At 61.1% G+C, this 12,843-nt stretch carries 11 protein-coding genes; 4 read left to right on the forward strand and 7 right to left on the reverse strand.

The genetic code is table 11. The features are described from left to right. Position 1 precedes the first annotated feature (1 nt). Entirely contained in the window at positions 2-658 is a 657-nt protein-coding gene (locus N2600_RS21715; RefSeq protein WP_260297351.1) for a thiamine diphosphokinase, read from the reverse strand. Between the two features lie 57 nt (positions 659-715). Continuing rightward, on the reverse strand, positions 716-1,243 hold the full coding sequence (locus N2600_RS21720; protein ID WP_260297352.1) for a MarR family winged helix-turn-helix transcriptional regulator: 528 nt from the start codon (positions 1,241-1,243) through the stop codon (positions 716-718). A gap of 116 nt (positions 1,244-1,359) precedes the next feature. Here N2600_RS21720 and N2600_RS21725 point away from each other — a divergent pair, with 116 nt between their 5' ends. Then, the gene (locus N2600_RS21725; RefSeq protein WP_260297353.1) at positions 1,360-2,898 is read left to right on the forward strand and encodes an MDR family MFS transporter; all 1,539 of its coding nucleotides are present in this window, start codon (positions 1,360-1,362) and stop codon (positions 2,896-2,898) included. 389 nt (positions 2,899-3,287) lie between these two features. Next, the gene (locus N2600_RS21730; protein WP_260297354.1) at positions 3,288-4,832 is read left to right on the forward strand and encodes a M48 family metalloprotease; all 1,545 of its coding nucleotides are present in this window, start codon (positions 3,288-3,290) and stop codon (positions 4,830-4,832) included. Between the two features lie 96 nt (positions 4,833-4,928). On the opposite strand, the gene N2600_RS21735 is transcribed toward N2600_RS21730, so the two are convergent. From N2600_RS21735 to N2600_RS21755, 5 genes are all read right to left on the reverse strand, one after another. Continuing rightward, positions 4,929-5,792 carry an RNA polymerase factor sigma-32 gene (locus N2600_RS21735; protein ID WP_012759432.1) on the reverse strand — a complete coding sequence of 288 codons (864 nt, stop codon included), beginning with the start codon at positions 5,790-5,792 and terminating at the stop codon, positions 4,929-4,931. Between the two features lie 378 nt (positions 5,793-6,170). Next, the gene (locus N2600_RS21740) at positions 6,171-6,743 is read right to left on the reverse strand and encodes a CarD family transcriptional regulator (protein WP_003543775.1); all 573 of its coding nucleotides are present in this window, start codon (positions 6,741-6,743) and stop codon (positions 6,171-6,173) included. Positions 6,744-7,137: 394 nt separating this feature from the next. Next, a complete protein-coding gene (gene fdxA / locus N2600_RS21745; protein ID WP_003567552.1) occupies positions 7,138-7,476 on the reverse strand; it encodes a ferredoxin FdxA in 339 nt (112 codons plus the stop codon). Between the two features lie 195 nt (positions 7,477-7,671). After that, positions 7,672-8,076, reverse strand: a complete 405-nt coding sequence (locus N2600_RS21750) for an RNA-binding S4 domain-containing protein (RefSeq protein WP_260297356.1) — start codon at positions 8,074-8,076, stop codon at positions 7,672-7,674. 2 nt (positions 8,077-8,078) lie between these two features. Further along, on the reverse strand, positions 8,079-11,351 hold the full coding sequence (locus N2600_RS21755) for a helicase-related protein (protein ID WP_260297357.1): 3,273 nt from the start codon (positions 11,349-11,351) through the stop codon (positions 8,079-8,081). Positions 11,352-12,158: 807 nt separating this feature from the next. On the opposite strand from N2600_RS21755, the gene N2600_RS21760 reads away from it, so the two are divergent. Beyond that, positions 12,159-12,314, forward strand: coding sequence for a DUF3309 family protein (locus N2600_RS21760; RefSeq protein WP_017962528.1), 156 nt, complete (start codon positions 12,159-12,161; stop codon positions 12,312-12,314). Between the two features lie 27 nt (positions 12,315-12,341). Continuing rightward, positions 12,342-12,596 (forward strand): YMGG-like glycine zipper-containing protein, encoded by a 255-nt coding sequence (locus tag N2600_RS21765; RefSeq protein ID WP_018071981.1) that lies wholly within the window; start codon positions 12,342-12,344, stop codon positions 12,594-12,596. Positions 12,597-12,843 lie beyond the last annotated feature (247 nt).

The raw sequence follows: 12,843 nt of genomic DNA on the forward strand, positions 1-12,843 counted from the left end.
ATCAGACTCCGGAAAGATCATAGGGCCGGGCGAGCACGATTGCCCGGCCGCTGCGGAGCGAAAAGCGAACGGTGCCTTCCGCAACATTGGAAATGGTGCGCGACGAGCCGAAAGGCAGATGGAAATCCACCAGCGGATAACGCGCATTCTCGATGGAAAGCCCTATCAGCTCACTGAATCCGGGCACGGAAAACAGGCTGCCTTTGGGAAGGTCGAGTTCGACCGTACCGGCAACCAGCGGCACTGCGTCTTCCTTGCCCGAGGTCAGCAGCAGGTCGAAACCCTCTTCCGCCAGGCTGACGGCCGACAGCAGATGCTGAAGCGCGTGGTCGGAACGTTCACCGCCGAGCGCGCCGGCGAGGATGAGCCGCCGAGCGCCCCGCGCGATTGCTTCCGCCACTGCGATTTCGCCGTCCGTCGCCGCCTTCGCTGCCGGATAAGGCTGTTTCGGTACATTAGGAAATGCATCGGCGAGATCGGCCGGCGTCGAATCGAAATCACCGACCCAGAGCTCCGGCGTAATGTCGAGTGCGGACGCATGCCGCATGCCGCCATCGGCCGCAATGAAGCGGCTATCGGCGATGGCATCGCGCAGGCGCTCCGTCAGGCTGAGTTCGCCGCCAAGGAGGATGGTGAAGGTGGATTGGCTCATGGGCATTGCCCTTAGCGCAAACGGGGGGTCGAGGGGAAGGGCCGGCGAACGACGGCGTCTGCCTCAGCCTGGTGTGTCCCTGTCGCGCGACAGGAAAACCGCCTCGTAGCCGCCGATGAAGCGCTCGAAAAGCGCTGCGAAGCGCTCGACATCTTCCTGCGGCCAGTCGGAAACGATTTCGGAAATGATCGCAAGCTTCTGCGCGACGATTTCTGCAAGCAGGTCCTGGCCGACCTCGGTCATGACGACGACGATCCGCCGCGCATCGGCCTGCGAGGCCTCGCGGCGCAGCACGTTGCGCCCAACCATGTCGGCCACAACCCGGCTTGCCCGTGACGGATCGATGCGCAGCATCTCCGCGATCATGCCGACGGTGACCTCGCCGGCAGGCTGCGCCCTGCGCACGGCATCGAGCACGTCGAGATGCGAAAGCTCAAGGCCCGGTGCGGCACTCTGGATCGCCAGCCGGCCGATCAGCCGCCGCCCGGTCATCAGCCGCATGCGCGCCATGCTCCGGCCGATACGCGGCACATTTTCACGATCCGGCTCGGCCGGCTCCGCAGCAAGGGTCTTGGTCAGGATTTCGCTCATCACAGGATCATAACAGAGCCGATTCAAAAATTGAATATGCCGATGTCATTAATGTGCCATTGACAACTATATGCTGTTAGCACATAAAAGCGCATCAACCGGGAACGATGCCTCCCATGGACATGCAACTCGCGCCTGCGCCGCTCGTGACGGATCCTCGTCGCCGGCTTATTCTCTTCTTCTTCCTGATGACGGCCATGTTCATGGCGACGCTCGATAATCAGATCGTCTCCACGGCTCTGCCGACGATCGTCGGCGAATTCGGCCATCTCGAGCGCTTCGGCTGGATCGGCTCGGCCTATCTCCTGTCGCTGAGCGCCGTCATGCCGGTCTACGGCAAGCTCGGCGATTTGTTCGGCCGCAAATATGTGATGATGACGGCGATCATGATCTTCACCGTCGGATCGACGGTCTGCGGCCTGGCGGTCTCGATGGACACGCTGATCGCCGCCCGCGTGCTGCAGGGCCTTGGCGGCGGCGGCATCATGGTGTCGATCTTCGCCGTCAACGCCGACCTGTTCGAGCCGCGCGAGCGGGCTCGCTACCAAAGCTATTCCAGCCTCGTGCTGATGGCATCGGGCGCGATCGGCCCCCTGCTCGGCGGCACGATGAGCGATCTCTTCGGCTGGCGCTCGATCTTCCTCGTCAACGTGCCGATCGGCTTCGTCGTGCTCACCGGCCTTGCCTTCATGCTGCCGTACCGCAAACCGCATCGCCGCCCCAAGATCGACTATGCCGGTGCGCTCCTGCTTGCCATGACGACGACAAGCATCGTGCTTGCCACCGACAGCAGCGAACTGTTCGGCGCATTGATCTCGCCTGAGAGCATCGGCATCGTCGCCTTTGGCATCGTCTGCGCCGTCACCTGGGTGTTCGTCGAGCGCCGCGCGCCGGAACCGATCGTTCCCCTGCAGCTGTTTCGCAATTCCACCTTCAGCCTGCTCCTGGTGATCTCGATCATGGGCGGCGCCATCGCCATCGGCATGGTCAATTATCTCGCTCTCTTCCTGCAGACCACGACCGGCCTTTCGCCGTCGGCCGCCGGTCTGCTCTTCATCCTTCTGACTGGCGGCCTCGTCTGCGGGTCGCTTTCCGCCGGCCGTATCATCTCGAAAACGGGGCGCTACAAACCCTTCGCCATCGCAAGCCTCACCTGCAGCGCCACCGCCTTTGCGCTGATGTCGCAGATCCACGCCGGAACGCCGATCGCCTTCATCGGCGCGATCATGATGCTGCATGGCATCGGCATCGGCCTTGCCCAGCAGGTTCCCGTCATCGGCGTACAGAATGCAGCACCGGCCCGCGACGTCGGCGCCGCCACCGGCTCGGTGACGCTGTCGCGCATGGGCGGCGCCTCGATCGCCATTTCCATCTACGGCGCCATCATCGCCTCTGAGCTCGGCAAAGTCGGCGTCTCCATTCCCGGGGTCGCCGATATCAAGCAGCTGACGCCGAAAATGATGGCCGCCCTTCCCGAGGCGAGCCGCCAGGCCGTCGCCGAGACCTATGCCGCCGCTTTCTCGCCGCTCTTCATGGCCTCCTGCGCCATTGCTTTGATCGGCCTTGCCGCCGCCATCCTGCTGAAGCCTGTGCAACTGCCCCGCGCCGGTGAGACGACGAAGCCGCAACCGACGGCGGCGGAAGCTGCGGAATAGTCGAATCACGACGGCGAGAGAATGCCTCATCGGGAGGCGTTCCTTCTTGATGAGAGTATCACAGGTTGCAATTTTCTCGCAGGACCGTCGCTATCGGGCCGGTTGCTTCAATCGGGCCGTTCTTTTTCCGCGCCGTCGACGAATCTCCGCTTCGTGACGGAACTTTCGCCATAATTTCATCCGAGCGAAGGGAGGCCCTGATGCTGAGGCTTGCCAAAATGCAACGGCGCCACATTTAAACAGAGTCTCGCTATGCAACCGATGCGTAAATCAGCTACAGCAAGGACTTGTATCGGCCGATTGTGCAGTGCGAGATCAGGGGTGCGCACCTGTTGAATTCCCTTTGCCATGGTCGGTCCGAATCTGCGGCAAACCGGCAAAACAGCGACATGATGCGGAGAAACAGACTGGACAGCTTGACGACGTGGAAATCGCCCGCGCTTTCCAGTGATGGCATCTCCGCGCCGCAGCGTTTCGCCCGTCGCCTGATGCTGCTTTCGGCCATCGCGATAGCGCTGAACGGCTGCCAAACGCTGATCGATCAATCCTATCAGCCGAGTGTTTCGCCTTCTTCCAATCCGCAGATCGTCGACGAGGTGCAGAAGAACGATCCGCGCGCGGCGATGGGCGCTCGTGAGCATCCGCGCATCGTGGCAAGCTACGGCGGCGAATACAAGGACGCCAGGACCGAGCGTCTCGTCGCCCGCATCGCCGGCGCGCTGACGGCGGTGTCGGAAAATCCGAGCCAGTCCTACCGCATCACCATCCTGAATTCGCCGGCGATCAACGCCTTTGCGCTGCCGGGCGGTTATCTCTACGTCACCCGCGGCCTGCTCGCCCTTGCCAACGACGCCTCGGAAGTCGCCGCCGTGCTGTCGCACGAAATGGGCCACGTGACCGCAAACCACGGCATCGAGCGGCAGAAGCGCGAAGAAGCTGAGGTCATCGCCAGCCGCGTCGTCGCCGAAGTCCTTTCCAGCGACATCGCCGGCAAGCAGGCGCTTGCCCGCGGCAAGCTGCGGCTCGCCGCCTTCTCCCGCCAGCAGGAGCTGCAGGCCGATGTCATTGGTGTGCGCATGCTCGGCGAAGCCGGCTACGACCCCTATGCCGCTGCCCGTTTCCTCGATTCGATGGCCGCTTACAGTCGCTTCATGTCGGTTGATCCCGAAGCCGACCAGAGCCTCGACTTCCTGTCGAGCCATCCGAATTCGGCGCAACGCATAGAGCTTGCCCGCACCCACGCCCGCGCCTTCGGCCAGGAAGGAGCGGTCGGCGACAAGGGCCGTAATTATTATCTCGACGGCATAGATGGACTGCTCTACGGCGACAGCCCCGAAGAAGGTTATGTGCGCGGCCAGACCTTCCTGCATGGCGGCCTCGGCATCCGTTTCGACGTGCCGCCGGACTTCCATATCGACAACAAGGTCGAGGCCGTGATGGCCACCGGCCCGAACGACATCGCCGTCCGCTTCGACGGCGTCGCCGACAATCAGAACCAGAGCCTCACCAACTATATCTCCAGCGGCTGGGTGACCGGCCTCGACCCGTCGACCATCCAGCCGATCACGATCAACGGCATGGAAGCAGCCACCGCGCGCGCCAGCGCCGACCGCTGGGATTTCGATGTCACCGTGATCCGCAACAATTCGCAGATCTTCCGGTTCCTGACCGCCGTGCCGAAAGGCAGCGACGCCCTTGAGCCAACGGCCAATGTCTTGCGCGCGAGTTTCCGCCGCATGACGCCGGCAGAGGCAGCATCGCTGAAGCCGCTGCGCATCCGCGTTGTCACCGTTCGGCCGGGTGAGAACATCTCGACGCTCGCCGCCCGCATGATGGGCACGGACCGCAAGCTCGATCTCTTCAAGCTCATCAACGCCCTGCCCACGGGTGCAGCCGTTTCTACAGGCGATCGCGTCAAGATCATCGCCGAATAAAAAAGGCCCGGCTTGCGCCGGGCCAGTCTGTGCTGCTGGACGGGATATGTCGCGCAAAACAGTGCAGTGATTTTGCGATAACGACGCGCTCTAGCTTCAGGCGTAGGCCGCCATATGCGGATCGGCGCTGACGAGCGCGCTGCGAAGCTTCTCCATCGCCCGGCTTTCGATCTGACGCACACGTTCCTTGGAAATACCGAGATCGGCGCCAAGTTCTTCAAGCGTGGCACCGTCCTCCGCCAGGCGCCGGGCGCTGATGATCTTCATCTCGCGTTCGTTGAGATGTTTCAGCGCCGAGGCGAGCCACACGCGGCGGCGCTCGCCGTCGATCATGTTGGACACCTGCTCGTCCGGCAGGGGATCGTCGCTGACGAGGAAGTCCATCTTCTCCGCGCTCTCGGCATCGCCGGAGACCGAAGGCGCCTGCAGCGAAGCGTCGTTGCCGGAAAGCCTGGCATCCATCGTTTGCACATCGGAGAGGCTGACGCCGAGGGCCGCGGCGATTTCCTGGTGAATGGATTGCAGCGTCAGCTGCGTGTCACCCTTGGCGAGCTTGGCGCGAAGACGGCGCAGATTGAAGAACAGCGCCTTCTGCGCCGAACTCGTGCCGCCGCGCACGATCGACCAGTTGCGCAGAATATAGTCCTGGATCGAAGCTCTGATCCACCAGCTTGCATAAGTCGAAAAGCGCACGTCGCGCTCCGGCTCGAAGCGTGCGGCGGCTTCCAGCAGGCCAACATAGCCCTCCTGCACCAGATCGCTCATCGGCAGGCCGAAATTGCGGAATTTGCCGGCCATGGATATGACGAGGCGCATGTGGGCCATGGCGATCTGGTTGCGCGCGCCGCGGTCGTCGTGATCCTTCCAACGGGTGGCGAGATCGTGCTCTTCCTGACGGGCGAGATAAGGGGCGGCCATCGCGATTTTGATCATGCGCCGATCTGCAGACATGTTCTTCATTTCGATCTCCCGAAACAGGCCTCTCGCCCTGAAATGAACAATAAAACTCATCTTCCGGAACGTCGCTGTCCGGAATGAATGCTGTTCTGAATGCATAAAAGCCTCGCCCCTGGACTTTTCAGGGGGAGGCCCTATTTCTCATCATGTGCCGGTAAGACGGCTGGGCTGGACCTGTTTCTTCACCTTGCCGGATAGGCAATATAGAAAAGGCATGATCCGCTCCTCATTGAACATTGACGGAATAGCAGGTCGCTCGCTGAGGCATTGCCTGACGAGCAGTCCGCAATTACGCGTGTTAAACGCGGCAGTCGGAAAAAAGTTCCAATAAAAAAACCCGGCGAGAAGGCCGGGTTTTTTGATAGAAAAACAGGGTCGCTTTTATGCGGCTTCGTCCTGTGAATCGTCTTCTTCGATCGCCTTGCCGCGCTTCGGACCCTTGTTGAGATTGGTCTCGACGAGGCGGACGGCTTCTGTTTCCGACATCTTGTTGACGGCGGCGATTTCGCGCGCCATGCGATCGAGGGCAGCCTCATAAAGCTGGCGCTCGGAATAGGACTGCTCGGGCTGGTTCTCGGCACGATAGAGATCGCGCACGACTTCAGCGATGGAAATCAGGTCGCCGGAATTGATCTTGGCATCATATTCCTGGGCGCGGCGGGACCACATGGTGCGCTTGACGCGTGCCTTGCCCTGCACAACCTTCAAAGCACGCTCGACGAAATCCGTTTCCGAAAGTTTGCGCATCCCAATGCTCATGGCCTTGGCGACCGGAACCTTGAGACGCATCTTGTCCTTCTCGAAATCGATAACGAAAAGTTCGAGCTTCATGCCGGCAACTTCTTGCTCTTCGATAGCGGTGATGGTACCGACGCCGTGAGCGGGGTAGACGATCGATTCACCGGTCTTGAAGCCGTGACGTGCTGTAGAAGGCTTTTTCTGCTGAGTCGTCATTCTATTCAAAAACTCCCTGTTACGCTTCCGGCGGCGGCCGGAGCCGGGTCAGTCAGGCCCGGGTGAGACGGTAGTATCCGTCGGGTGACTTCACTCTGGTCCCATCGGGCAAAAGCAAAGACTTCTTGCGCGCGATCTTGGGACCCGGCGCTCAAAGCGTTGATATCTCACGGAAACCGTGTACGGATTTGTTTTGCTTTCGTGATGGTTTTGGGCATGCGTCATGCCACAAATGGAACAGTAGCCGAAACCTATCATAAAAATATGAGGAAATCAATAATTTGCTTCGCTTGAGTCATGCGGGCAACACATGTCACCCATATGCCTCACGCAGCTTTTAAAACGTTTTGCCCTGCGGTCGCCCGAATCCGGAGGGCCGAATGTGGGCGCTGCCTCAATCGCCGGAACCGGGCTTCTCCGAAAAATACTTCTCGAATTTTCCGGTCTCGCCATCCATTTCCTTGGCCTCGGGCAATGGGTCCTTCTTGACCGTGATATTCGGCCAGATCGTGGCATATTCGGTATTGATCTTCAGCCATTTGTCGAGGCCCGGCTCAGTATCGGGCTTGATCGCCTCGGCGGGACATTCCGGTTCGCAGACGCCGCAATCGATGCATTCGTCGGGATGGATGACGAGGAAATTCTCGCCCTCGTAGAAGCAGTCGACAGGGCAGACTTCCACGCAGTCGGTGTATTTGCACTTGATGCAATTGTCGGTCACGACATAGGTCATGAAGAACTCCAGGATTTCCATGCGGATGGGGCCGGGCAACCTGGAACGTCGCGCCTATCCCCGTGCCGGAGGAAAAGCGTGAGCAGGCTTGGGAGAGCACGCACGCTTCCGGCAGGTTGTCAGTGACCTATCGGCTTTGACGCCGGATTTCAAGGATAAACGATCTGCAAAAGCCGCCGCCGCAGACAGAGTTTTCTAATCCTCGTCCGACATCAGCCTGTCGATTGCACGTCTTTCCTTTTTGGTCGGACGGCCGGCGCCGGTCGCCCGGATCGCCTGCTCGTAGGGAGTGAGACGTTTTGCCTCATCCGGCGGCGGGGATTGGTCGTCGTAGAGCAGGCGCGCCTCCTCGTAAGGGCCGCGCCGCTCGCCGGCAAGGCGCATGACGAGAACGATATCGCGCCGCTCCAGCGTCAGCTCGATACGGTCGCCCGGCTTGACCATCTGGCTCGGATGGCTGCAGCGCTCGCCGTTGATGCGCACATGGCCCGATTGGATATGGCTCTGCGCCAGCGAGCGCGACTTCACCATGCGCGCGAAGAACAGCCACTTGTCGATGCGCTGGCGCGAACCGCTTGTCGGCTGTGTCTCCCCGCTCATGATTACTTCTTCATCTGCTCCTTGAGAGCTGCAAGCTTGGCGAAAGGCGAATCCGGATCGATCGGCTTCTCCTTGCGCGGTGGCTTGGCCTCGAAGCGCAGCGGCTGCGAGCCGCTACGATTGTTGTTGCGGTCGTTACGATCGTTACGCTCGCCGCGATCCTTGCGATCGCCACGGTCCTGCCGGTCGCCGCGCGGCTGGTCGCCCCTTGGTTGGTTGTTGCGGTCGCCTCTTGCCTGCTGCGGTCGGCCGCCATCGCGACCGGCGCCGTCCTTGCCACGGTTTTGGCGATTGTTGTCGCGGCCATCGCCGTTGCGATTGCCCTCGCCGCCTTCACCGCCGCCCGGCCGGCGATTGCGGTCGCCGCGCTCCTGGTTTTGGCCGCGCTGCTCGCCCTGGCCGCCACGGCGTTCGCCATGCCCGCCGCGCGCCTGGCGCTGATTGTCGTTGCGACCGCCAAGACGCCACAGAAGAACCGGCTTCGGTTCCGCCGGCTCGCCGGCTTCCCCAGAAGCAGGTACTGCTTCATCGGAAGCGAATACCGTTTCCGCAGGAGCGGAGGTTTCCCCGGCAGCTGAGGCTTCCGCAGGAGCGGATGTCTCGATCGGTTCGGCCGGAGCGGCGATTTCGACCCCTTCCGCCACGGGCGCGTCGGCGACTGCCGAAGCTGCCTGGGCTGCGACGGGCTCGGCAGCAGTCTCTTCTGCCGCGCCGTCGGCATCGTCGTGGTCGGCCTTTTCGGCTGTTTCTTCCGCGGGCGCTTGCGCGTTCGCGGCGGGCGCTGAGGCTGCATCCTGCGTCGCAAGGTGTGCCGACGCTTCTTCCGCCTTCACGGCATCGGCGCGATAGCCAAGACCCTTGAGGATTTCTTCCATGTCCTCGAGTGTCGCACCGAGGATCGACAGCATCGCCGTCGTCGTCGTGAAGCGACGGCCGTCATAGGCGCCCTCCGGACGGTTGTTCTGACCGGGCTTCCATTGCAGCAGCGGACGGATGATATCGGCAAGCCGTTCCAGGATGTCGATACGCACGGCACGCTTGCCGAGGAAACGGAAGCCGGCGAGCTTGTAGAACATCCGCTCGAAGCTCGGGTCGGTGACGACGGAGGTGCGGCCGGCAGCAAGCACCGGAATGAGATCGCCGTAGCCCGGCTTGTCCAAACCGTCGTTCTTCAGCGCCCAGAGCAGCGTGATGAGCTCGGCCGGCGCCGGCTTCAGAAGTGCCGGAACGAAGATATGATAGGCGCCGAAACGCACGCCGTAGCGGCGCATGGAAGCACGGGCCTCCTGGTCCAGCGACTTCACCTCCTCGGTCACGTCGCGGCGGAAGAGCACCCCCAGATTCTCGACGAGCTGGAAGGCAAGCCCCTTGGCAAGACCCTGCAGGTCCTCGGCGCGCGACAGATCATCGAGCGGCTTCAGCACCGTGCTGATATGATGATTGACGAAGCGCTCGATGCGCGCGGCAACGTGATCGCGCGCATTGCCCGTCAGTTGCTCGTCGGCCAGCAGGATCACGCGCGGACGCATGATGTGATCGCTACCCGAAAGCCGCGCCACCGGGTCGCCCAGCCAACGGATCAACCCATCCGAACCGATCACCAGATCGCTGTTGCCGGCGGCATGCATCCGGGCCGCGCGGGCTTCGAACTCGAGCCCGAGCGCCTTCTGCGACGCAGCCTGAACCGCCTTGGCATCCGGTCCGTCCGTTCCCGCCACCGGCGTGAAACGGAATCCGCTCAACTGCCCTACATGATGTCCTTCAACGAAGACATCGCCATTCACACTGATTTCAGCTTCCAGCATCGCATTCTCTCTCAGGCGCTTCATGAGCACAGATGTCCTGCGATCAACAAAGCGTTTCGTCAACCTTTCATGTAACGCGTCGGACAATCGATCTTCGATTTCCCGCGTCTTTTCCTGCCAGTGTGTCGGATCGGCAAGCCAACCGGGCCGATTCGAAACGTAGGTCCAGGTCCTTATCTGCGCGATTCGCGCCGAAAGCGTGTCAATTTCGCCATCTGTTCGATCGGAGCGATGAACCTGCTCCGCAAGAAACTGCTCATTCACCGTGCCATAGCGAACGAGATCGGAAAAGAGGGTCGAGATAAGATCGGCATGTTGTGCTGGGGTGATACGCCGATAGTCGGGAAGCGCGCAAGCCTCCCAGAGTTTTTCGACGCGCGCCGGCCTGTCGGCGAGATCGATGACCTCGGGATAACGCGAAAGCTGCTCCAGCGCCTGCTGGTCGACCGCAGGCAGCGCCCGCGTCAGCCCCGGCACGCGCGGACCCACCTCAAGGCCGGCGCGCAGCGACGCGATTGAGGAGAAGTCCATCTCCGTCGTCCGCCACTGCAAAACCTTGACGTTGTCGAACTCGTGTCCTTCGATGCGCTGCACCAGCTCGTCGTCAAAAGGCGAGACCTGTCCGGTGACGCCGAAGGTCCCGTCTCGCACGTGCCGCCCGGCACGCCCGGCGACCTGGCCGAGTTCGCCCGGATTGAGATTGCGGAACTGGTAACCGTCGAATTTCCGGTCCTGGGCAAAAGCGACGTGATCGACATCGAGGTTGAGGCCCATGCCGATCGCATCGGTCGCCACCAGATATTCGACGTCGCCCGCCTGATAGAGCGCCACCTGGGCATTGCGAGTGCGCGGGCTGAGCGCACCGAGCACAACGGCCGCGCCGCCGCGCTGCCGGCGAATGAGCTCGGCGATGGCATAGACCTCGTCGGCGGAGAAGGCGACGATAGCCGAGCGCTGCGGCAGTCGGGTGATCTTCTTCTGCCCGGCATAGAAAAGATGCGAAAGCCGCGGCCGCTCGACGATAGTGATGCCGGGTAGGAGCTGCTGCAGGATCGGCCGCATTGTCGCCGCGCCGAGCAACAGCGTTTCTTCGCGGCCGCGAAGATGCAGTATGCGGTCCGTGAAGATATGGCCGCGCTCGAGATCGCCGGCGAGTTGCACCTCGTCGATCGCAACGAAGGCGGCTCTGGTCTCTCGCGGCATCGCCTCGACGGTGCAGACGGAAAAACGCGCATTGGGCGGCGAAATCTTTTCCTCGCCGGTGACCAGCGCCACATTCTGTACGCCGACCTTCTCCACCACCCGCGTATAGACCTCGCGCGCCAGCAGCCGGAGCGGCAGGCCGATCACGCCCGTCCCGTGCGCGACCATGCGCTCGATGGCATAATGGGTCTTGCCGGTATTGGTCGGCCCGAGCACCGCGGTCACACCGCGCCCACTCAGAATCATCGGCTGCGAAGTCAGAGTCATGAGTCCATGCAAATGAGGCGGGTGGCCCCAGGAAAATCTCGGCTCCTCGGTGGAAGCAGAGAACACATGGACAGCTGCCGCCGCAAACGCAAGGGCAGATTTCAAAATGCCTCGGGGATTACGACCTTTGCGAGTCGTGCGGAATGCCCGAATGTCCGATTCGGAACAGCGTGAGAACGAATCAGCGACGAATCGCTGACTCCCGCTGATTCAGCTTTTGTTCACGGCTAAGTATTGATTTTGAATCGCTTTTCCCCACTAGATGCTGAATCATGAGACTCTCTCCCGTTTGCATTTTCGAGGTCGCGGGTGACGATTCCCGCCCCCATGTTGAATGGGCGAAAATCCGCCCGAAATTAACCTCTCGACCAAAGCCGGAACGAATCGGAGACGAATCGCTGACTCCGCCGTTTTCGCCTTTCGTTCACGACAATATCTGGTAGCGGCTTCAGGTCCGGGTGCTAGATGCGGATCGGCGGCAGATCCTTTCGCGCCGCCTCGTCGTATCGGCATTAATCTTTCAGGAGCTAAATTCAGACGGCGTTAAGTCAAGGCGTCCAATATCGCATTCCGATCAAACACGGAACGAATCGCTGACGAATCGGCGACATCGCAATTTTCCCGATTTGTTCACCGCAACATATTGTATTTACATGACTTTTTAACCATAGTGGTAATTTCCGGAAATAACGGAACTTAAACCGTGAATCAGGCGCCGTCACATTTCCGGAGCTTAACCGGGAACAAAAATCGCCAATGTGTGTTTCTCGTCCATCCAAATTGCGGATGAAATGAAGGAAACACACCATGCTTGGCACGATACTTCTTATTATCCTCATTCTGCTCTTGATCGGAGCCTTGCCGAATTGGGGTTATAGCCGTGGTTGGGGCTATGGACCTTCCGGCGGTTTGGGGCTAGTTCTCGTGATTATCATTATCCTTGTACTAATGGGCCGCATCTAAAGCCCAACTAACCTGGGGAGTTACGACATGATGAAGAAGATTGTTCTTATTGGTGCCCTCGTCGGCGCCTTGGCATCCTGCACGGCGACCGAGCAAGGCACGGCGATCGGCGCCGGCACGGGCGCTGTTATCGGCGGTGTCGTCACCAACAGCTGGGGCGGCGCTGCTGTCGGCGCCGTTGCCGGCGGTCTGACCGGTGCACTCATCGGCCACTCTGTAGAACGCCGCGGCTACTGCGTCTACCGCGACCGCTATGGCCGCCGCTACGAGGCCCGTTGCTGATTGGCAAATGCATATCGGACTCCCAACGGGCGCTTCGGCGCCCGTTTTCTTTGCCGGTCGCATCCGTCAACGAGACGTTGACAATCGGTTGCGAAAGTCAAATCTACCGCCGCCCAATGGGCAGGCACATATTTCCTTCAGAGCGCAGGGGCAGGCAGAGCCGCCGAGCGCAGCTGAAAGGAACGCCTCCAATGACCCAGATTTTCTTGAATCCTCTCGTCGCCGTTCTCATCGCGTCGGTTTTCCT

The sequence above is a fragment of the Rhizobium sp. WSM1274 genome, assembly GCF_025200775.1.
GTDB classification, from domain to species: domain Bacteria; phylum Pseudomonadota; class Alphaproteobacteria; order Rhizobiales; family Rhizobiaceae; genus Rhizobium; species Rhizobium leguminosarum_I.